Here is a 20,868-nt window from a genome sequence, read left to right as displayed (position 1 = left end):
ATTAATTACCCTGGGTTGGCTGAAAATCATTGGCGAGATACGCCAGAATCGACTGCGAAAGTGCAATAACATCTGCCATCGTGGTGTATTCATCGGCGGCATGAATGCGGTTATCGGGACGGGCAAGTCCGCCCAGCAGAATTTCCTGAATGCCGGCCTGCTGTACCCAGCCCATATCCGAGCTGGTGGCGGATCCCCAGGCTTTGAATTCTGCTGGCGGGAAGCCGAAGCCCTGGCTGAGCGCCGCCTGCCAGCGCGGCCAGTGCGGACCGGTGGGATCGGCGACCGGCGCCAGATGGCCAATCAGCTGCAGCGTGACGTCGCTGGCGGCGCTGCCCTGCATCGCCTTATCCACGCACTGCGTCAGCTCCTGCCACACGTCGGCAAACGGCTCTTCCGGCGCATAGCGGCGATTAACCAGCAGCTCGAAACGTTCCGGAATGGTGGAGCCTTTACTGCCACCGTGCGCGGCGGCCAGCGTCAGTAAGGCGGTGAGCGGCCGGCCCTGATAGTGCGGCGGCGCGGGCATTGCCGAAACCCGCTGTTCCACCTCGCCTTTCAGCTGATACAGCGCATTCATCAGCGGAAGTGCGGCCTCAATAGCGTTAATGCCCTGCAGCGGATCGCCGGAGTGCGCCGAGCGGCCGCTGACGATAATTTTGATATCGATACTGCCAAAACAGCCGGCCCAGATACGCGGCACCGCGCCGCCGTTGAAGCTGAGCAGGTGACCGTGGAATAACTGCTGCTCCGCCAGATAACGAATACCGGGATAAAGGCCACCCTCTTCATCGGTACAGAGTAAAAACACCGGGTTATAGCGCAGGCGGAGCTGATAGCGCTGCGCGGCCCGCACCGCAGCCAGCGCGGCCACGATGGTGCCTTTCATATCCGCGGCGCCGCGTCCAAACAGCTTGTTTTCCGCCACGCTGAGCGCCAGCGGCGGAAAGCGCCAGCCATCGCCGGCCGGAACCGTATCGGTGTGAAAGTAGAGATTGCAGTTTTCAGCCGCGCCGGCATCCAGCGCCGCCAGCAGATTCACCCGCTCGCCCTGCGCGCTGCCGTCCGGCGTCTGCCACAGCGCGTCGGGCACCGAAACGCGCTGCAAATCAAAATGCATCGGCTGCAGCATCGTGCTCAGCAGGTCGGCGAATGCTGCGTAACCCAGTCCGGGCGGGAAGCAGGTATCCACCGCCAGCATGCGTTGCAGATCATCAAGAATCTGCGCCTGATCGTCGGCGATATGGGTCAGAGCGCGCTGTAGTGATGAATTTTCCTGCATAAACTGTTCACTTATTGTATTTCTATATAGTTTATAGATAATGCAAATGAACAGCTGGGGTCAATCGGTAATCGGAAACATGCAAAAAAACTATGACGCGCACGACGTTCCTCAATTCAGTCGCCTGAACGAAGGCGAAGGCGCTCCGCTGTACGAAGTAGTGAAGCGCCATATCAGTGAATCCATCCTGCAGGGCGAACTGCCAGCAGGCACCATTTTGCCCAGTGAAAACAGTCTGGCGGCGAAGTTCGGTGTCTCGGTCGGTACGGTGCGCAAAGCGCTGGCGGCGCTTACGACGGAAGGGATGCTGATGCGCCGGCGCAAAACCGGCACGGTGGTGACCGGCTGGGCGCCGCTGCATAACCTCAGCCATTTCTTTCACTATTTTCGTCTGCATGACAAATCGGGCGGTTTGCTGCAGTCGGAAACGCGACTGCTGGAGTATCAGCACAGCCGCGCCAGCGCCGACGAGGCCGATAAGCTGCAGATCGCAGCGGGTGACGCAGTGATTCGTCTGAAACGCCTGCGCCGGGTGAAGGGCATTGCGGCCATGCATGAAACGCTGGTGCTCCCCGCCGCGCGTCTGCCCGACTTTCCGCCGGCGGAACAGCTACCGCAGTTGCTGTATCGTTACCTGTTTGAGCAGTACGATGTGCGTGTTGCGGCTGTACGCGAGCAGATCAGCGCCACGCTCGCTACAGAAGAAGATGCCAGCCTGCTGGAACTTGCTCTGCCGCACGCGGTGATGGTGATCGATGAGGTCTCATTTGATCAAAGCGCTACGCCGGTGATTCTTGCGCATCACCGTTTCAGCACTGAACATTTCATGTATGTCAATGAGATACGCTGATTACACAGACGTTTTACTGTAAGGTGTTCAGATGCGCATCGACGCGCACCTGATTAATTTGAACCAAAACGCAGCGAACGTTGTGAATAACAACCGCTAAGGTGATCTCACTGAACAGGACATTTCCCATGGCAGCACGGCAGCACCATTACCAGATTCACCTTCGCTGGAGCGGCAATCGCGGCGATGGCACAGCTTCTTATACCGCTTACGATCGTGACAGCGAATTACAGGCACCCGGTAAACCGCCCATTTTGCTGAGTGCCGATCCGGCATTTCGTGGGGATAAAACGCGCTGGAATCCTGAGGAATTGCTGCTGGCGTCTGCGGCGGCCTGCCATAAGCTGTGGTATTTACACCTGTGCGCCGATGCCGGCATTGTGGTGGAGGAGTATGAAGATGCTGCCGAAGGGAATATGGTCGAGGGGGCGCGTGGACGCTTTACCGATATCACGCTGAAGCCGCGCATCAAACTGCGCGACCCAGCGGATGCCGATCGCGCGCGGGCATTGCATCATCAGGCACACGAAGCCTGCTTCATCGCTAACTCGCTGAATTTCCCGGTAAACTGCGATCCTGAGTTTTTCTGATTATGATGCGCGGGCCAGCGGCGTTTGCCACAGTCGCACGCCGTTGCGCCCGGCGCGCTTCACTTCATACAGCGCTTCATCCGCATGGCGCAGCCAGTCGCTTAACGATTCGGCGCTGACCGCAGGCGCAATACCGATACTGACCGAGCAGCGGAACTCTGCCGAGGCCGGTAAGCGCAGCTGGGCAATCTTCTCTTTTAGCCTTTCGGCCAGCTCCACCACCGATTCATCGCTGGCCTGATGCACGATAACGCCCAGTTCATCGCCGCCAAAGCGCGCCGGAATGTCCTGCAGCCCGACATAGTTGCGCAGCAGCGCCGAGATCTCGGCCAGCAGAAAATCGCCCGCCTCATGGCCCCAGCTATCATTGACCACTTTGAAGTGATCGACATCCAGCAACAGCAGATAGCCGCTGCTATCGCCGCGCCGCGTGCTGAGAAACTCACTCTCCAGCCGCCGCTCAAACAGGCGCCGGTTAGGGATTTTCAGGCCGGGATCCATCAGCGCGATGCGCTCCAGTTCACGGTTGCGGGTGCGTAAATGCCAGGTGAGATTGTAGGAAGCCACGCTGAGTACCAGCATGTAACAGGTGGCCAGCGGCAGCGTCAGCCAGACGGTTTGCGTGCTGAACGCCAGATGTACGCTGGTGCCATCCAGCAGCCACACCATAATAAACCCGCACAAAAATGCCTGTATGGCGGCAATCAGCTGCGCGCCGCCGCCAGCGGCATAGCGATCCGATGCCAGCACCGCCATGATGACAAAAGAGGGCATCGGGCTTAACGCCATCAGCGCCACCCAGATTCCGCCGAAAGCGGCATCCAGTGTCAGATTCTGGCGTTCGGTACCGGTTGAGTCTTCGGCACGAAGCGCACGCTGATACGCCAGCCATGGCCAGAAAAAGGCGTTCACAAACAGCAGCGCGCTGAATGCCAGTCCGCGCTGCATTTCCAGCAACACTGAGAGAATCGGAAAGAAACAGAGGATCGTGCCGAGCTGACGCATGATGAACATACGACGAACGAAGCGTTTTGACCGGCGCTTCAAATGGTTTTCATCAGGCGAGTAGTAATTCATTCTCGGGAAAATTCAGGTCGACAAAAATGGCAGTGTATCGGGAAAAAGTCGCCCTGCGGCGACTTTTTTTAAGAATTTTCACCTTGCATATTGGCGGCACGCAAATAAGAAGCGCTTTGCCGCCAATAGCAGCAGCGGCCAGCGGGTAAAGTTCGCTGCCGCTGCGCGTGTTTTTTAGTTCACTGCCCCTTGCAAACGGAACTGGCTGACCAGCCGCTGCAGCATGAATGCCTGCTCTTCCAGCGCCTGTGCGGAATGGGATGACGCAGTGACCAGCGACGCATTTTGCTGAGTGGTACCGTCCAGCTCACCTACCGCGCGCGCGATTTGCTCAATGCCGCGGCTCTGCTCATCAGAAGCAGCCGAGATCTCCGCAATGATTTCATTTACGCGTGCGATGCTACTGACAATCTGCTCCATCGTTTCACCCGCGCGCGCCACCTGCTGATGGCCGTTGCTGATTCGTCCCACCGATTCGCCAATCAGTCGTTCAATATCTTTCGCCGCTCCGGCACTGCGCTGGGCCAGATTACGCACTTCGCTGGCGACCACGGCAAAGCCTCGCCCCTGCTCGCCGGCGCGGGCGGCTTCAACCGCCGCGTTGAGCGCCAGGATGTTGGTCTGGAAGGCGATGCTGTTGATCACCGCAGTAATCTCGGCAATTTTCTTAGAACTATCAGAGATCTCGCCCATGGTGCTGACGACGTTGTGCACCGCGATACCGCCCTGACTGGCGTTATGCGTCGCTTCCGCCGCGATCTGGCTGGCGAGACGTGCATTGCTGGCATTATTTTTCACCGTGGCGGTGAGCTGCTCCATGCTGGCGGCGGTTTCCACCACCGCAGCCGATTGCTGGGCGGTGCGCGACGACAACTCCAGGTTACCCTGGTGTATGGTGCTGGCAGCCTGCGACACATTGCTGACGCTGTGCAGCACCTCGCCAATCATGCCGCGCAGCCGCGCATTCATGCGTCCCATGGCAGAGGTGAGCTGGCCGAGCTCGTCCTGGCGATTAGTGACAAACTGCGAACTGAGGTCGCCGCTGGCAATGCGTTCCGCCAGCGCTAGGTTGTGGAACACCGGGCGCGTAATCTGCCGGATAATGGTCCAGGCCACCAGCACGCCCAGCACTATTGCCAGGCTGCCAATCAGCAGCGAGAGCGCCGCTGACCCGTTAGCCAGTTCATCGTTACGTGCCTTAACCAGGGCGATGATCTGTTTGATCGCCGCGCTGCTGTTATCGCCCGCCACTTTGACGGTGTTTTCCGCGCCGCGCAGCTGGCCGTAAATCGCTGCCGCCTGCAGGCTCAAATCTTTAAAACGTTCGGTATCCTGCCATAGCGCGTTAAATCCACCCTGCTGCTCCGCTGGCAGCTGAGTCAGTAGCGTGTTCATATCCTGGCCGGCGCGCTGAAAATCATGTTCCAGTTTATTGCGTAGTGCCTCGCTGACGTTGAAGCGCAGCGCCCAGGCCTCTTCGCGCACATTACTGATGGCAAACAGCAGCTGATAGATCTGGTTGGTGAGTTCGGGTGTGCTGACAGGGGTCCGGATTAGTGCGGTATAGCGCGACGTCATGTCCTGCTGGCTCAGCGCATCCAGCTGGCTGCGCAGATCGTTGAGCTGTCGGGTTGCCTGGGTCATGGCGGTGATGCTGTGCTGAAAACGGGCAAGATGGCTGGCGACATCGTTGAGCAACCCTCTGGCATCCGCCGTCCACGGCAACTGCTGGGCCTGCTGCGTCAGTTGCTGAGCGTGCGTGACGTAATCCGTCATGGTGTCGCCCGCTTTGTCCTCGCCGTATAGATATTTAAGACGATTGATTTTGGCCTGAAAGACTTCAATGTTGATGTCATAAATCAGATTGGTTTTCTGATAGATGTCGTGAATCTGATTGAATCGTTGCACGCTGAGCGCTGTGGCCAGCGCCACCAGCAGCAGGACGATGCCGAAGCCCGCCGCCAGTTTGCGCGTAATGCGCACATTCCGTAATCGGGAGACCAGTCCCATGTCTCGCTCCTGTCATTGTTGTTTTTGTTGAGTTTGCAGAAGGAGTTATCGGACCGTAACGGGAATTGTTTACTGTCGCGGGGCGAAAATGTGCTGTGTCATAAAAGCGGTATAGTATTTAGCCAAAAGACTCTTTTAAAGCACTTCTTAAAGCGCTAATATCAGCACCATAAAGTGTTAATATACTTCACCTGTTTTCATTATCTAACCGGATACCTCACCATGCCATTTCAGATCCTGTCAAACACCGCTGCCAGCATCACCGATTTAAAGCGTGATCCCATGGGAACAGTGCGTTCAGCGGAAGGGGAAACCATTGCTATCTTAAACCGCAACGAGCCCGCTTTTTACTGCGTTCCACCGGCTGTTTACCAATATCTGATGGAATTAGCAGAAGATGCAGAACTGGGTCGTATCGCTGATGAACGCATTTCTGAATTAGCGGATGCGAAAGAGATTTCGCTGGATGACTTATAAATTAAAGTTCGTTCCTTCCGCTGAAAAGGAGTGGAAGAAACTGGGTCATCCGGTGCGTGAGCAGTTTAAGAAAAAGCTGGCACAACGGCTGGAAAATCCCCGTGTCCCCTCAGCACAACTTCACGGACGAAAAGATCAGTACAAAATAAAGCTACGAGCTTCAGGCTATCGCCTGGTGTACCTTGTGCAGGATGAAACCATCACTGTCATGGTATTAGGTGTGGGTAAGCGCGAAGGCAGTCAGGTCTATGCGGATACGGAATGCAGATTGCCTGAGTAATCTGTTGATAGCAAAGCCGGCGATTTCAGCCTGAAATCGCCAGCCATGGCCGGGCAATTACCAGCGAGTCGCCAGCATATCAATGACGAAACGGTACTTCACCTCGCCTTTCAGCATACGCGCGAAGGCCGTTTCGATCTCTTCACCGGCGATCAGCTCAATATCTGCCGTAATGTTATGCTCGCCGCAGAAATCCAGCATCTCCTGGGTCTCTTTGATGCTACCGATGGATGAACCGCTGATGCTCAGGCGGCGAAACACCAGCGGCGTGATGTTCGGCGACTGATGCGGTTGGTCAGGAATGCCGACCAGCACCAGACGGCCATTGGTCTTCAGCGTCGCGAGGTAAGGATCGAGATCGTGCGGTGCCGCCACGCAGTCAATGATGAAATCAAGCGAGGTCTGGCATGCCGCCATCTGCGCGGCATCACGCGACACCACCACGCGCGTCGCACCAAGACGACGTGCGTCAGCACCTTTTTCCGGCGAGGTAGTAAACAGGGTAACCTCAGCGCCCAGCGCGCTGGCCAGTTTTACCGCCATGTGGCCCAAACCACCCAGTCCCACTACCCCGACGTTATCGCCGGCTTTGACGCCAAAATGGCGCAGCGGTGACCACACCGTCACGCCCGCACACAGCAGCGGTGCCACGCCCGCCAGCGCCAGATTTTGCGGGATCGACACGACAAAATGCTGATCGACCACCACATTCTGCGCGTAGCCGCCCCAGGTGCTGTCGCCGGTGTATTTATCGATGCCGTTGTAAGTGGCGGTGAAGCCCGCTTCGCAGTACTGCTCTTCCTGCTGCTGGCAGAAGTGGCAGGCACGGCAGGAATCCACCATCACGCCCACACCGACCACATCACCGGCTTTGAAGCGCGTAACCTGAGTTCCGGTCTCCAGCACGCGTCCAACGATCTCGTGGCCCGGCACCAGCGGATAACGACTGACCGCCCACTCATTGCGCGCCATGTGCAAATCGGAATGGCATACGCCGCAGTAAAGAATTTCAATTTTTACGTCCTGCTGCTGCAGCGGACGCAAAGTAATCTGGCCGGCAGCGAGCGGTTGCGCTGCATCCTGTGCCACCAGTGCGTTAATTTTCATGATGCCTTCCTCAAATTCTGATGTGGGCTGAATGAAGGCGGCAGACTATAATCAACGCGGTGCAGAATTGGTAGTAGTCACCATTTGGTGACCATAAAGGAGAGTGCGATGCCAGCCTGGGTTGATGGCAAACTGTTTTTCTATGCGGATTCGCCACCGCGCCGTCTGATGGATCTGTTTTCGGTGAAGTGGAGCACAATGGTGCTGCACGCGTTGTATCACTGGCCGGGACAGCGCGCCCGTACCGGTGAACTGCAGCGTAGCCTGCAGGGGATTTCGAAAAAAATGCTGTTTCAGACACTCAAAGAGCTGGAGCAGCGCGGCTTAATTGCGCGTCAGGTTTACGAAGTCATTCCACCGAAAGTGGATTACCGGCTGACCGCGCTGGGCATGACCTTCGCCCGGCCGATTGAGCAGATGTATCAGTGGGGATTAGAAAACCAGGCGGCACTGGATGAAATGGAAGCTAACCTTCGCGTGGCAGGCGGCACGCCGGCGGAAAACGCCCGCCCTGCAGCGTCATCCGCCCGTGAATAACCACGCGCGGGTCGCATACTGTCCGTCGCGGCGCGATTTATCACACACTAAATAGCGCCGCGGTTCGTGGATCGATCCGGTGACCGTTAACCAAACGGCGTTTCGCGTGCCAGCAGGCGGGCGATGACGTTGAGAGCGCCCTCGTCGTTATTACTTTCCGTCCGATACCGCGCAACGGCTGCCACCGGTGCAGCGGCGTTGGCCATGGCAAAGCTATAACAGGCCTGGCGCAGCATTTCGATGTCGTTGGCGCTGTCGCCAATCGCCAGCACTTCACAATCATCAATGCCCCACTTCTCCTGCAGCAGCGCGATGCCGTGCGCCTTATGACAGCCGGGAATGATTAAATCGACAAATCCAAATCCGCTGGAGACCGGATGCATGATGTTTTCAATCGCGTTCAGTTCGCTATGCAGACGCGCCAGCAGCGCCTCAACACCTTCGTGTGCCAGATTCAGCGAAAACTTGAAAATGGTATCGTCGATATCGTACAGGCTGTCGCGCTTCTCCAGCCGGCGATAGTGATTGGCCAGCATGGCGACCACCTCATCCGGCATTGACTTGTGCACATAGGCGCCGTTGCGACCGCACACCACGGTGCTGATCTCCGGTTCTTTGGCGAGGATATCCAGCACCTGATGAACACGCTCCGGCGCCAGCTCGCCGCAGAAAATTTCTTCGTTGCTGTCGGACACCCAGGCACCGTTTTCAGCCACGAAGGCGATCTCATCTTTGATAGCGGGAAAATAGTGCTGCAACTGATAATACTGATTGCCGCTGGCGACCACGAAACGGATGCCTTTCTCCTTCAGCAGCGCGTACTGGCGCGCAAAACGCTGCGCGTTGTACTGCTTATTGTCATCGAGAAATGTCCCATCCATATCCACCGCAATCATTTTTACTGCCATCATGCTCTCCCGTCTCTGTGTGCCGTCAATCCATCCGGCTTTACCAAGGTTTTATCAAGCTTACTCGCGGTGTGGATTAATGAGAATGTGAATAATGAGTTTGTTAACCGCTTTCAGAGATTTCCAGCCCATTTTTTACTGCAATTCGGCCCCTTTTTCTCTGATCCAGGCACAGAACATGTCTGCCATATCGCGTGCGTAAGCCTTAATTTCTGCTGCGCTGCGCGGCGATTCGGAAAAATGCTTGCCGACGTCACCCAGCGTACTGTTGATTAAATCCGCCGCCCGCGCCACCTCAGCCGCGTCCCGCTGCGGCAGCAGCTGTTGCAGAAATTCGCACATCACATTTTCGCCATTGGCGCGCGCGGCCTGCACTTCCGGCGCATCCCGGTAAAGCGGCGCGGCATCATTCAGTGCGGTGCGCATCGCCGCCTCTTCACACTCCGAGTGCAGGAACGCCCAGGTCAGCTGATGCAAGCGCTGACGCGGCGTAGATGCGCTGTCGCGCAGAATCGAACCCAGCAGATCGCCGGTTCGCTGCCACTCTTCGCTCTGCAGCCGGAAAAGGATAGCGGCCTTGTTGGGAAAATACTGGTACAGCGATCCAATACTGACGCCCGCCCGTTCGGCCACGCGGGCAGTGGTAAAGCGCGTGGCGCCCTCCTGCTCCAGAACCTGAGTCGCCGCCTGCAAAATGGCTGCCACCAGCTCACTGGATCGCGCCTGCTGCGGCTTTTTTCTTTCAGAAATCTTAGCGTTACGTTGTGCGGCCATCGTCTGCTCCTGAACGCGAATAGTGAAATGCGAGTAATCCATCGTATTCTGTTCCTGACGCAAAATCCACCTTCTGATGCAGGAACCCCGATGATGAACACCCTGACTTCCGCGCCGCTGGCGCCGCTGCTTAACTATCTGTTTGAGCTGGCGGATAACATGGCGCATCCCACCAATGAAGCGTTTCGCGTGATGTCCGATGAGGAGCAAACGCGTCTGCTGCAGAGCAAAACCGATTACCGCGAACTTTACGGTCATTTAAAAGATGTGCCGCTGGCGGTCTCACGGGAAACCGGCAAACTGCTGTATATGCTGGCGCGCAGCAGCCGGGCGCAGCATATCGTTGAGTTTGGTACTTCGTTTGGTCTCTCCACCCTGCACCTGGCGGCGGCGGTGCGCGATAACGGCGGCGGTCGCATCATCACCAGCGAGTTTGAACCGGGCAAAGTGGCGCTGGCGCGCAATCATTTTGCCGATGCTGGCGTCAGTGACCTGATTGAAATTCGCGTGGGCGATGCGCTGGACACGCTCAGTCAGGACCTGCCAGCCAGCGTTGATATGCTGGTGCTGGATGGCGCGAAGGCGATCTATCCGGAGATTTTGCAGCTGGTGCAGCCCTGGTTGCGTCCGGGTGCCCTGATTGTGGCCGATGATGCCGATTTCAGCCCGGAATATCTGGAAATGGTCCACGGCAGCCGCCTCTATACCTCGCTGCCGTTTGCTGATGGCGTCGAAGTTTCAATGTGGCTGGGATCGCCACATAAAGGCGCTTAACAGCGTCACGTTTATGTTATATCGTTACAATCCCGTGCTCTGATTGAGGTTGCTGCGATGAAGGTTACCGTTCCACTGTTAGTGATTGCTTTTGCTTCGGCGAAAGCGGGGGCATTTCAGGCGAAAATCGATCCGTTAAAGCTGGCGCTGAAACCGGCTAATGCGCTCGCCAGCACCGATCAGGCGCAGCCGCTGGCAATTGCCGAAGCGCATGCGCGCCTGGCGGCGGCGGTGAGCGGCTGTCAGTGTCCGTTCTGCACCCAGATGCGGCTGATGAATACCGGATTATGATAATAGGTTCGTCGCCGCACAGCCCGCTGCGCGGCGACGCATCAGTCAAACCATGGCTGGAACGGATCCGGCAACTGTGCCCAGCCGTCTGGCCCCAGCGCCATCTCCTCATCGGTCAGTAATGCATGGTGCAGCTGCTGACGCAGCACGGTTTCATCCATATCGATCCCGATGATCACCATCTCCTGCCGCGCATCCCCCGTGCCTTCATGCCAGTTCTCGCGGATGTAATGCAGCGTCTCTGCGTCCTGCGGCCAGCGATCTTCAGGCACGCAGGCCCACCACATCCCGGCCAGCCCCTGCCGCGTAACGCCGCCGGCCTGCGACCAGGATCCGGCGTGACGCGGGCGGGTTGCCAGCCAGAAATATCCTTTCGACCGCACCACGCCCTGCATGTGCTGCGTAATCACCTGATAAAAACGCTGCGGATGGAAGGGACGACGCGCGCGGAAAACAAAGCTGCGGATGCCGTACTCTTCAGTTTCAGGCGTGTGCTCGCCGCGCAACTCTTTCAGCCAGCCAGGAGCCTGTGCCGCAGCATCGAAGTCAAACAGGCCGGTATTCAGCACCTGATCAAGCGCCACCTGACCAAACTGCGCGCGAATAATCCGCGCACGGGGATTGAGCGAGTGCAGAATCGCGGTCAACCGTGCCTGCTCCGCCGCATCAATCAGGTCGGTTTTGTTGAGAATCAGCACATCGCAGAATTCAATCTGATCGATCAGCAAATCGACTACCGTGCGCTCATCTTCCTCGCCGAGCGATTCGCCGCGCGAGCGGACGCTTTCGCTGGAATCATAGTCACGCAGGAAATTGTAGCCATCCACCACGGTCACCATGGTATCCAGCGCCGCTACGGCGGACAGGCTTTGCCCCTCTTCATCGGCAAACGTAAAGGTTTCCGCCACCGGCAGCGGCTCAGAGATGCCGGTCGATTCAATCACCAGATGATCAAAGCGCCCCTCTTTCGCCAACCGGTTGACTTCCAGCAGCAGATCTTCGCGCAGCGTGCAGCAGATGCAGCCGTTGCTCATTTCCACCAGCTTCTCGTCGGTACGTGACAACGCCGCGCCGCCCTCACGCACCAGCGCGGCATCAATATTCACTTCCGACATATCGTTGACGATCACCGCCACGCGGCGGCCTTCGCGGTTGTTGAGAATATGGTTAAGCAAAGTGGTTTTTCCGGCACCGAGAAAGCCAGAGAGTACGGTGACCGGCAGCCGCCTGAAGCCGCCGTTGGTGGATAAAGCTGACATAATCACTCCTGAATAATGACATCACGCGCACCTGAAGCGGTGCTGATATTGATATGTTATAACATAACAATATGCAGTGTCATGATCGTCGTGCACTTTTTGTGGGGAGTTTGCCTTTCAGGGAAAGCGAACAGCGGGCCGGGCGCCCGCTGCGGGCAATTACTGGTTGTCCGGATAGCTCAGTTCGATGGCATCGTCCGGCAGTTGAGTGAAGGTTTTCACGAGGGTATGGAAATCCGCCACCGGTTTGAGATCGGCAAACTGCTGCGGATAGAGATCCTTCGCGAGGATTTCCATGCCGATAATGTTGTACGGGTGATTGTAGAAGTGATGATACACCCCGTACACGCGCCCCTGCTTCACCGGCGCGATTTGCGCCAGACCGGTACGCTGCAATAACGTCTGGAACGTGGCACGTACTTCCTGCGGCTGCACGCCGTAACCAAACGGCAGCACGTTACTGTTTGGCCGCTTTGAACCGGTCATGATGTAAACGTCCGGTTTCATGGCGATGATTTTTTCCAGCGCGACAAAGCCGGCATTGCCTGGCAGCAGTGCCGAACCAATATTTTTGCCGCCGACCGCTTCTACCAGGCCACCCCAGCCATTATGGCTGTGGGTAAAGCAGCAGTTATCGCTGTTACCGGCAATGGGTTCGATAAATACCGTGGGCTTGTTTTTGACCTTCGCAACGGCTTGGGTGATGCGGTCGAAGCGCTGCTGGTAAAAATCGGTGTAGGCTTTGGCTTCGCTTTCACGGTTCAGCACTTTGCCCAGCAGCGTGACGCTCGGGGCGGTGTTTTGTGCCGGATGCAGTTCATAATCGACGAACAGCACCGGGATGTGCAGGTTGTTCAGCGTGCTCAGCACGCCGGATTGTTCCAGCGCCGGCTTAGCGCGCAGCTGCGCAATCATCAGATCCGGTTTTTGCGCCAGCACGCTTTCCAGATTAACCTGGCCCTGATCGCTGAAGCCCATATCGACAATTTTTGTCGCTTCAGGCCAGCGGCGCTTCAGCATATCCCAGGTTTGCGTATCCTGCTTTTTCGGCAGATTGTTCCAGGCCACAACGCGTTTAAACGGATTGTCGCGATCGAGCAGCGCCAGCGTCAACACATCACGGCCATCCTGCAGAATGATGTGCTGCGGTTCTTTGCTGATTGTTTGCGTGTGACCATCCATGTCGGTGACGGTGAGCGGATAGTCAGTCGCGCAGGCTGCGGTTGAGACCAGAATCCCCATTGCCAGTAACAGGCGCGTTTTCATGCCAAAACTCCGTGGTAAAAGAAATAGTTATTATTATCAATTACCTTAACACAACCTTAATCACGGCAAAATAAACCCGACGGCACGCGGTTGTAAGCGAATAATACGGCGCCGGGAGCCCGCCTCATTAAGCTGTAGCGAAGCAACGGCTCAGGTGAAATCAGACAATTTTTGCCCGGACGCGATCAGCTCCTGCAACAGCATCTGTCGGCGTTCCGCCGGGGTATCACGACTGACCATAAAGCAGATCGCCGCGACCGCCTGGCCGCTGCGCGAGCGAATCGGTGCAGCCATACAGCAGGTAAAGCTTTCGGACAGACCTTCGGTCATGCAGTAGCCCAGCTGGCCGGCTCGGTGAATCTCTTCAAGGAAGGTCTGCTTATCGAGAATCTGACCGCTGGCCAGCCGATAATCCTCCTCCGGAATCAGGTCGAGGATGGCGCTGTCCGCCCAGTTACTCAGCAGCAAACGACCGGTCGCCGTCCAGGTGATCGGCACGCGCACACCGATATCAGAGGTGATTTTAAACGGATGGGCGTTGCTCTCCGACAGCACCACGGTGTATTTGTTACCTTCCAGCATACACAGCTGCACGGTTTCGCCATGACGCGCCACGATCTCAACCATAAGCTGATGTGCACGACGGATCAGATCATTGTGGGCCATGTAATCCGCACCGTAATAGTGCATTTCACGACCGAAAAACACGGCACCTTCCGCATCAAGCTCAACCAGACCCGCTTCACTCAGCAAACTGACCAGCTCATAAATACTGGAGCGCGGTGCACCGGTCGCTTCGATTAAATCCCGCATCGCCATAGGCTGACGCGCGATATGCAGCTGACGAAAAATATCAATAACCCGGTCAACACCGCGTGCCCGGGACGTTTTTTCATCCGGCATACGCTCACTCCCCTGTCGTTATGGTGCTACTCATCTGCGTTTAAAAAGAGCTGCATGATACACCCGGAAAAAGAAATTACCCATCCCCGCCATAATAAAAATCTTTCCGGCGACTTTATTTATCATGCGCTATTTTCGGGCCCCATTATGGCGCATAAAAAGGATGAGCTTCGCCGTCAAATTCGATAGCGGTCACATTTTCATTCAAAAAAATCAGGCACTGGATTTTATTTTGCGATCGCACCAGCACGGCAAAAAATTAATTGCCGATTGCCATATTGCAAAAAAGCAACAGCTGTGCAAATCTCGTCCTATCCGGTATTGCAGATAGCAGTCTGGTATATCAGACAGAAACAGAAGTGTGCAAAGGAGCAGAAAGACATGACGATCAAACGTTATGGCATTGAGGGCGGTACCGGTACCGGCGGGCAAAAATTGCCGTTCGCCCGCGCCGTTGAGGCCGATGGCTGGCTGTATATCTCAGGCCAGACGCCGATGCGCGACGGCGAAGTGGTAGAGGGCGGCATCATCGAACAGACACAGTTAGCGTTCGACAACTGCCTCACCATCATGCGCGAAGCGGGTTATCGCGTGGAGGATGTGGTCCATGTGACGGCGGTGTTGACCGACGCGCGTTATTTCAGTTCTTTCAACAAAGTATTCAGTGAGATATTCAGTGGTCATCCACCGGCGCGTATTTGTAGCGTGCAGGATTTAGTGGTCGACTGCAAAGTCGAAGTGGACATGAAATGTTTCCGCGCCGACCGTAAATAAGTAATACCGTTCAACCAGGCTGCGATGTTCATTTTCTTCGCCAACACCAGGCCAGCCTGATATTAATTAATGCATTTGCTTTTTCAATAAAATAACCCGAAATACGCGGTGCGGCCGCTGCGCTGGCGATCGTCTATTAAACGGGTGATGCGGAATAACGCCGTCTCGTCAAACATTTAAAGAGAGCATAAAGATGAATGCAACATCGCTGAAATTAAGTGCCAAAACCGTGGCCGGTGCGCTGGTCTTGCTGGCGATAGCAGGCTGTACGCCGACCGAAGAGAAAAAAGAGGCTGGCGCCGCGCCACAGTCGGCGCTGCAAACCGTGCTGCAGCGCGGCACATTGCGCGTCGGTGACTGCCTGAGCTTCGCACCGTTCGGTTTTTATGACAAAGACGGCAACCCGGATGGTTACGACGTTGACCTGGCGAAAGCGCTGGCCAAAGAGATGGGCGTGAAGCTGGAAATGGTCAACACCACCAGCGCCAACCGCATCCCTAATCTGCAAACCAACAAAGTCGATGTGGTGTTTTGTAACTTCACCCGCAATCTGGAACGCGCCAAAGAGATTGGCTTCACCCATCCGTACGTAGTGGCCAGTGAGGCAATGCTGGTGCGCAAAAACAGCGGCATTCAGTCTGCGCATTACATGGCCGGCAAAACCATTGCCACGGTGAAAGGCTCGACCAATGGCGACGAAGTGCGCAACCTCGGCATCGACGTGAAAATTCAGGAGTACGACTCATCCCAGGCGGCGATTCTGGCCGTCAAACAGGGTCAGGCCGATGCGATGATCGAGGATAACAACTTCCTCGCTTACCAGGCGAAGCTCGATCCGTCACTGGCCGTGACCAACGAAGCGCTGGTACCACTGGAGTACAACGCCTTTGGGGTGAAACAGGGCGACCAGGTATGGACCAATTACCTCAACGAATTCCTGTTTGAAATCAACGCATCTGGTGAGAACGCCCAGCTGTATGAGAAATGGTTCGGCAGCAAACCGCGTTATCCGCTGAATCCGCAATACTGATTGTCCGCCCACGGCGCAGTCGCACAGGCTGCGCCGCCTGAAGGAGTCATACCATGAGTTATCAATGGCTAACCCTGTGGCGTTACGCCGACACCTTTCTGGAGGCCGCGTGGCTCACGCTGCAGGTTACCCTGCTGGCGTTCGCGCTGGCGGTGGCGCTCGGTCTGCTGGCCGCACTGGCGAAATCTTCACCGCTGGCGCCGCTGCGCTGGATCAGCCACTGTTATGTTGAATTCATCCGCAATACGCCGGTGCTGCTGCAAATTTTTATCATCTTTTTTGGCCTGCCGTCGCTCGGTATCACCATGAGCGCTTTTACCGCCGGGGTGCTGGCACTGGGGATTAACGTTGGTGCCTATTTGTCGGAAACCTTCCGCGCCGGTATTCAGTCCGTGGCGAAGGGGCAGCTGGAAGCGGCATATATCCTCGGCATTCCGCGTCACCAGATTTTTCTCAGCGTGGTGCTGCCGCAGGCGGCTCGCGCCGTCTGGCCGGCGATCATCAATAACCTGATTCAGCTGCTGCTCGGTACGTCGCTACTCTCGGCAATCGCCCTTCCGGAGCTGACCGGTACCGCCACGGTAATTAACGCGCGCACCCTGCTTTATATCCAGACTTTCAGCGTCGTTGCCCTGGTGTATCTGGTGCTAAGCAACCTGTTTTCATGGCTTGGCACCGTGGCCGGACGCCGGCTGTTCCACCCGCCGCTGGTGACGCCGGTAAAAAAGTCCGGCTGGCGGTGGGCAAAAAAATGGCTGATTAATCCAGTGAAACGGGAGAATGCGTTATGAGCGAACTTATCATTAGCTCGCTGCCAATCCTGCTGAAAGGGCTGGTCATCACCTTACTGCTGTCCATCGCCGCTATCGCCGGCAGCACCCTGCTCGGTTTACTGGCCGCGGTGCTTCGCACCAGCCGTCTGCCGATCGCCAGAGAGATTGCCGTGCTGTACACCGAGCTGTTTCGCGGCACGCCGGTGCTGATCACCCTGATGTTCATTTACTTGGGTGTGGCCTATTTTGGTTATGAAATCAATCTGTTCGCCGCCGGCATTCTGGGCCTGAGCATTTATCAGGGCGCTTACATTGCTGAAGTGTTCCGGGCCGGCATTGAAGCCGTGCCGAAAGGGCAGTGGGAAGTGTCGTGGATCCTCGGATTATCAAAACGCCAGACGTTTCTCAGCGTAGTGCTGCCACAAACGCGCGGCATCGTACTGCCGCCGCTGGTGGGCCAGTATCTTTCGCTAATCAAAGATACGTCGATCGTCAGCATGATCGGCATGTCGGAGCTGATGCACCAGGGGCAGGCGATTGTTGATCGCATTGGCCAGCCGGTGGTGGTTTACGGCCTGGTCGCCCTGCTCTACTTCGCTGTCTGCTTTCCGCTTTCCCGTTGGGTTCAACATCATCAAACCAGGAGCCAGTTATCATGAGCAAATCCGCCATTACGCTGAGCCGTATTACCAAATCCTTTGGCGCAACCCAGGTACTGAAAGAGATCAGCCTGGACGTGTCGCCGGGCGAAGTGCTGGTGCTGATTGGCGCCTCCGGCTCGGGAAAAAGTACCGTGCTGCGCATTATGAGTGGTCTGGAAACCGCCGACGGCGGTGAAATCTGGGTCAATGAAGTACCGCTGCATGACCGTAAACGCAGCAGTGAAATTTGCGGCCACGTCGGCATGGTGTTTCAGCAGTTCAACCTGTTCCCGCATAAAACCGCACTCGGCAACGTGACGCTGGCGCTGATCAAAGCGCAGAAGCTGTCCGAAGCGGAAGCGAACAAACGCGGCATGGCGGCGCTGACGCGCGTTGGCCTGGCGGAGCGCGCGCATCACTATCCGGCTCAACTGTCCGGCGGGCAGCAACAGCGGGTGGCGATTGCCCGCGCGCTGGCGGTCGAGCCGAAAATCATGTTCTTTGATGAAGCCACCTCCGCGCTCGATCCCGAACTGGTTGGTGAAGTGATGGAAGTGATGCGCAGTCTGGCCCGTGAAGGCATGACCATGGTGGTGGTGACGCATGAGATGGGCTTTGCGCGTAAAACCGCCGATCGCGTGGTGTTTATGGACCAGGGGGTGATTGCCGAACAGGGTTCGCCGGAGCAGATTTTTGTTAATCCGCAGAATCCGCGCACCCAGCAGTTTTTGTCGCGCGTACTTGAGCACTAACAGGAGGCAGGATGTCGATTCACTTCCCTTTGCAGGCCGACGGCGCGCTGGATGCGCTGCAGCCTGCGCCGCGGTTTAAATCAGTGGCCGGAACGGGCAATCAGCCGCTGGCTAACGGCACGCCGGTGTTTAACAGCCCTGAAGTTTTTTCACCGCTGATGCTGATGAAACAATCGGCGCTGGAGAATAACCTGCGGCAACTGGCAGCGTTCTGCCAGGAAAACGGCGTGATGCTGGCTGCGCACGGCAAAACCTCGATGTCGCCGGCGATTCTGCGCCGTGCCGTCAGTGAAGGCGGCGCCTGGGGCCTGAGCGCAGCGACGCCGGCCCAGGTGCGCGCGCTGCGCCAGTTTGGCATCCGCAACGTATTTCTCGCCAATGAACTGGTCGATCCCGCCGGGATCCGCTGGATTGGCCAGTGGCAACAGCAGCATCCCGACCACGGCTTTCTCTGTTATGTGGATTCGCTGCAGGGCGTAAAACTGCTTGAGCAGCATCTTGGCGGCGCGCAGATTGCCGTACTGCTGGAGATGTCGGTCAGCGGCGGCCGCACCGGCTGTCGCTCGCCGCAGGCCGCGCTGGAAATCGCCCAGGCAATCCATGACAGCCGCTCGCTGCAGCTGGTGGGTGTGGCCGGTTATGAAGGTGCGCTGGGTGCCGGACGCGATGCCGCAGGCGTGCAGCGCGTGAAAGATTACTGCGAGATGATGATCGCGACCGCCGCGCTGCTGGCTGAACATCAGCTGTTTGCCAGCGGAGAAATTATTCTCAGCGCCGGCGGTGGCGCGTGGTTCGATGTGGTCGCGGCCTGCTTCAGCGCGGCACAGTTGCCGCTTCCGGTCACGCCGCTGATTCGATCCGGTGCGTACATGGCACACGACAGCGGCTTGTATGCACGCATTGCCCCTTTTGCGCAGCCGGGTGCAACGCACCATTTCAGCGCCGCACTGGAGATCTGGGGCCGCGTGTTATCGCGTCCGGAGCCGGGGCTGGCCTTTGTCGATTTCGGCCGGCGCGATGTACCGTTCGATCAGGATCTGCCCAATCCGCTGTGGATTCGTCAGGCGGACGGCAGCGCACCGCGCGCGGCTACGCATTTGCGCATCACCGACGTCAACGATCAGCACGCTTATTTGCAGTTACCGGCGGACGATCCGCTGCAACCGGGCGACTGGATTGGCTGCGGCATTTCCCATCCCTGTACCGCATTTGACAAGTGGCGTTATCTACCGTTGGTGGATGATGACTATTGCGTCACCGATTCACTGGAAACAGCGTTCTGACGCTTTTTCAGCCACAAAAAAGGCTGCCAGTGCTGGCAGCCAGTTCTGGCACATCCCTGTGCGACCATGCGGGTCGGCGTTGTGCCTTCAATGAACACATAATAACACAGCTTATAATTAGCAGGCTAGTTATTTGTTGCCAGCGCCAGCTTCACCGCGTCCTGCGCATGGATTAATGTGGTATCGAACAGCGGCACCGCCGCATCCTCCGCTTTAACCAGCAGCGTGATTTCGGTACAGCCAAGGATAATGGCTTCAGCCCCTTGTGCCACCAGCTGAGCAATGATGTCACGGTACTGCGCGCGTGATTCTTCACGGATCACGCCGAGGCACAGCTCCTGATAAATAATGTTGTGCACCGTTTTACGTCCGGTAGCGTCCGGTACCAGCACCTCGATGTCATATTGCTGCTCAAGGCGGCCTTTATAGAATTCCTGCTCCATGGTGAACGCGGTCGCCAGCAGACCGACGCGTTTCACGCCGGCCTGACGAATGCGTTGTGCCGTGGCGTCAGCGATATGCAGCAGCGGAATGCGGGTGGCCGTGGTGATCTGATCGGCGACTTTGTGCATGGTGTTGGTGCACAGCACAATGAAATCCGCCCCGCCCTTCTCCAGGCTACGGGCGGCTTCGGCCAGGATTTCACCGGCCTGCTGCCATTCACCGGCGACCTGCAATTTCTCAATCTGCTGAAAATCGACGCTGTACATCAGGCTGCGCGCCGAGTGCAGTCCGCCCAGCTGTTGCTTTACCTGTTCATTGATGATGCGGTAATAGAGCGCGGTGGATTCCCAGCTCATGCCGCCAATCAGGCCAATCATTTTCATCAGTTACCGTTCCCCACGGAAATTAGCTCGTCTGGCACTGTACGGTATTCAATGAAGGCATGAAAGCGTCGCGGCGCTGAACCGCATCGCAGGCACAAAAAAGCCCGGGATAACCCGGGCTAAGCACGTTAACGGAGAAAGGGATTGTTATTATTTGTACAGCTCAGCAGTCATGTCCACGCCGTTGTCTGCGCGGGCGCTGGTGATTTTGTAGCTGTCTGCACCACTCGCTTTAGCCTGAGCGGCAACCTGGGCTTCAGCGCTATCCAGGGTGCTGCCGTGAACGGAGATGCTTTCAGCGGCGAAGCTACCGAAAGAGATCATAGAAAGAGCAGCAACAGCAGCGATGGTCAGAGTTTTTACATTTTTCATGGTCATATTCCTTCAATGTTTGGGTCAGAGC

Annotated in this window: 24 protein-coding genes; 13 read left to right on the top strand and 11 right to left on the bottom strand. The window is 56.8% G+C overall.

Annotated features, from left to right (window positions below):
- Position 1: 1 nt before the first annotated feature.
- On the bottom strand, positions 2–1,282 hold the full coding sequence (locus H7K56_RS09300; RefSeq protein WP_150360161.1) for a M20 family metallopeptidase: 1,281 nt from the start codon (positions 1,280–1,282) through the stop codon (positions 2–4).
- Between the two features lie 79 nt (positions 1,283–1,361).
- Here H7K56_RS09300 and H7K56_RS09295 point away from each other — a divergent pair, with 79 nt between their 5' ends.
- On the top strand, positions 1,362–2,132 hold the full coding sequence (locus H7K56_RS09295; protein WP_021508734.1) for a GntR family transcriptional regulator: 771 nt from the start codon (positions 1,362–1,364) through the stop codon (positions 2,130–2,132).
- 128 nt (positions 2,133–2,260) lie between these two features.
- On the top strand, positions 2,261–2,722 hold the full coding sequence (locus tag H7K56_RS09290) for an OsmC family protein (protein WP_104093520.1): 462 nt from the start codon (positions 2,261–2,263) through the stop codon (positions 2,720–2,722).
- On the opposite strand, the gene H7K56_RS09285 is transcribed toward H7K56_RS09290, so the two are convergent.
- Together H7K56_RS09285 and H7K56_RS09280 are read right to left on the bottom strand one after the other, a co-directional pair.
- Complete coding sequence (locus H7K56_RS09285; protein ID WP_021508737.1) at positions 2,723–3,799, bottom strand: diguanylate cyclase; 1,077 nt, start codon at positions 3,797–3,799, stop codon at positions 2,723–2,725.
- A gap of 174 nt (positions 3,800–3,973) precedes the next feature.
- Positions 3,974–5,809, bottom strand: coding sequence for a methyl-accepting chemotaxis protein (locus H7K56_RS09280; RefSeq protein WP_150360160.1), 1,836 nt, complete (start codon positions 5,807–5,809; stop codon positions 3,974–3,976).
- 222 nt (positions 5,810–6,031) lie between these two features.
- On the opposite strand from H7K56_RS09280, the gene H7K56_RS09275 reads away from it, so the two are divergent.
- Both H7K56_RS09275 and H7K56_RS09270 read left to right on the top strand, forming a co-directional pair.
- A complete protein-coding gene (locus tag H7K56_RS09275) occupies positions 6,032–6,286 on the top strand; it encodes a type II toxin-antitoxin system Phd/YefM family antitoxin (protein WP_058758675.1) in 255 nt (84 codons plus the stop codon).
- Positions 6,276–6,566: a type II toxin-antitoxin system RelE family toxin gene (locus tag H7K56_RS09270; protein WP_088517503.1), complete on the top strand. Its 291-nt coding sequence runs from the start codon at positions 6,276–6,278 to the stop codon at positions 6,564–6,566. The genes H7K56_RS09275 and H7K56_RS09270 overlap by 11 nt, the downstream gene beginning before the upstream one ends.
- A gap of 57 nt (positions 6,567–6,623) precedes the next feature.
- On the opposite strand, the gene H7K56_RS09265 is transcribed toward H7K56_RS09270, so the two are convergent.
- Entirely contained in the window at positions 6,624–7,673 is a 1,050-nt protein-coding gene (locus tag H7K56_RS09265; protein WP_150360159.1) for an NAD(P)-dependent alcohol dehydrogenase, read from the bottom strand.
- 108 nt (positions 7,674–7,781) lie between these two features.
- Here H7K56_RS09265 and H7K56_RS09260 point away from each other — a divergent pair, with 108 nt between their 5' ends.
- Positions 7,782–8,210, top strand: coding sequence for a winged helix-turn-helix transcriptional regulator (locus H7K56_RS09260; RefSeq protein ID WP_058758678.1), 429 nt, complete (start codon positions 7,782–7,784; stop codon positions 8,208–8,210).
- Positions 8,211–8,296: 86 nt separating this feature from the next.
- Here the strand turns inward: H7K56_RS09260 and H7K56_RS09255 are convergent, their stop codons facing one another.
- Positions 8,297–9,118, bottom strand: coding sequence for a Cof-type HAD-IIB family hydrolase (locus H7K56_RS09255; RefSeq protein WP_021508741.1), 822 nt, complete (start codon positions 9,116–9,118; stop codon positions 8,297–8,299).
- 135 nt (positions 9,119–9,253) lie between these two features.
- Positions 9,254–9,892 carry a TetR/AcrR family transcriptional regulator gene (locus H7K56_RS09250; protein WP_150360340.1) on the bottom strand — a complete coding sequence of 213 codons (639 nt, stop codon included), beginning with the start codon at positions 9,890–9,892 and terminating at the stop codon, positions 9,254–9,256.
- A gap of 93 nt (positions 9,893–9,985) precedes the next feature.
- Here H7K56_RS09250 and H7K56_RS09245 point away from each other — a divergent pair, with 93 nt between their 5' ends.
- Both H7K56_RS09245 and H7K56_RS09240 read left to right on the top strand, forming a co-directional pair.
- A complete protein-coding gene (locus H7K56_RS09245) occupies positions 9,986–10,666 on the top strand; it encodes an O-methyltransferase (protein WP_031279936.1) in 681 nt (226 codons plus the stop codon).
- 57 nt (positions 10,667–10,723) lie between these two features.
- Positions 10,724–10,957, top strand: coding sequence for a hypothetical protein (locus H7K56_RS09240; RefSeq protein WP_058781352.1), 234 nt, complete (start codon positions 10,724–10,726; stop codon positions 10,955–10,957).
- A gap of 41 nt (positions 10,958–10,998) precedes the next feature.
- Here the strand turns inward: H7K56_RS09240 and zigA are convergent, their stop codons facing one another.
- From zigA to H7K56_RS09225, 3 genes are all read right to left on the bottom strand, one after another.
- Complete coding sequence (zigA, locus tag H7K56_RS09235; RefSeq protein ID WP_150360158.1) at positions 10,999–12,216, bottom strand: zinc metallochaperone GTPase ZigA; 1,218 nt, start codon at positions 12,214–12,216, stop codon at positions 10,999–11,001.
- 159 nt (positions 12,217–12,375) lie between these two features.
- Positions 12,376–13,482, bottom strand: a complete 1,107-nt coding sequence (locus H7K56_RS09230; protein ID WP_021508746.1) for an ABC transporter substrate-binding protein — start codon at positions 13,480–13,482, stop codon at positions 12,376–12,378.
- A 150-nt stretch (positions 13,483–13,632) separates the two neighbouring features.
- A complete protein-coding gene (locus H7K56_RS09225; RefSeq protein ID WP_150360157.1) occupies positions 13,633–14,385 on the bottom strand; it encodes an IclR family transcriptional regulator in 753 nt (250 codons plus the stop codon).
- A 381-nt stretch (positions 14,386–14,766) separates the two neighbouring features.
- On the opposite strand from H7K56_RS09225, the gene H7K56_RS09220 reads away from it, so the two are divergent.
- From H7K56_RS09220 to H7K56_RS09195, 6 genes are all read left to right on the top strand, one after another.
- A complete protein-coding gene (locus tag H7K56_RS09220) occupies positions 14,767–15,159 on the top strand; it encodes a RidA family protein (RefSeq protein WP_021508748.1) in 393 nt (130 codons plus the stop codon).
- A gap of 193 nt (positions 15,160–15,352) precedes the next feature.
- The gene (locus H7K56_RS09215) at positions 15,353–16,189 is read left to right on the top strand and encodes an ABC transporter substrate-binding protein (protein WP_150360156.1); all 837 of its coding nucleotides are present in this window, start codon (positions 15,353–15,355) and stop codon (positions 16,187–16,189) included.
- A 53-nt stretch (positions 16,190–16,242) separates the two neighbouring features.
- Positions 16,243–16,980 carry an amino acid ABC transporter permease gene (locus H7K56_RS09210; protein ID WP_021508750.1) on the top strand — a complete coding sequence of 246 codons (738 nt, stop codon included), beginning with the start codon at positions 16,243–16,245 and terminating at the stop codon, positions 16,978–16,980.
- Entirely contained in the window at positions 16,977–17,621 is a 645-nt protein-coding gene (locus tag H7K56_RS09205) for an amino acid ABC transporter permease (RefSeq protein ID WP_150360155.1), read from the top strand. Before H7K56_RS09210 ends, H7K56_RS09205 begins: the two co-directional genes overlap by 4 nt.
- Positions 17,618–18,355: an amino acid ABC transporter ATP-binding protein gene (locus H7K56_RS09200; RefSeq protein ID WP_021508752.1), complete on the top strand. Its 738-nt coding sequence runs from the start codon at positions 17,618–17,620 to the stop codon at positions 18,353–18,355. Before H7K56_RS09205 ends, H7K56_RS09200 begins: the two co-directional genes overlap by 4 nt.
- Before the next feature lie 11 nt (positions 18,356–18,366).
- A complete protein-coding gene (locus H7K56_RS09195) occupies positions 18,367–19,638 on the top strand; it encodes an alanine racemase (protein ID WP_104093515.1) in 1,272 nt (423 codons plus the stop codon).
- 125 nt (positions 19,639–19,763) lie between these two features.
- Here H7K56_RS09195 and H7K56_RS09190 read toward each other — a convergent pair whose 3' ends face one another.
- Both H7K56_RS09190 and H7K56_RS09185 read right to left on the bottom strand, forming a co-directional pair.
- Positions 19,764–20,465: an aspartate/glutamate racemase family protein gene (locus tag H7K56_RS09190; protein WP_132463528.1), complete on the bottom strand. Its 702-nt coding sequence runs from the start codon at positions 20,463–20,465 to the stop codon at positions 19,764–19,766.
- Positions 20,466–20,615: 150 nt separating this feature from the next.
- A complete protein-coding gene (locus H7K56_RS09185) occupies positions 20,616–20,837 on the bottom strand; it encodes a YdgH/BhsA/McbA-like domain containing protein (protein WP_010615756.1) in 222 nt (73 codons plus the stop codon).
- Between the last annotated feature and the right edge of the window lie 31 nt (positions 20,838–20,868).

Source organism: Pantoea dispersa, assembly GCF_014155765.1.
Classification (GTDB): Bacteria; Pseudomonadota; Gammaproteobacteria; order Enterobacterales; family Enterobacteriaceae; genus Pantoea; species Pantoea dispersa.
The sequence above is the reverse complement of the archived record's forward strand: the minus strand, read 5'-3'. Positions and strand labels throughout refer to the sequence as shown.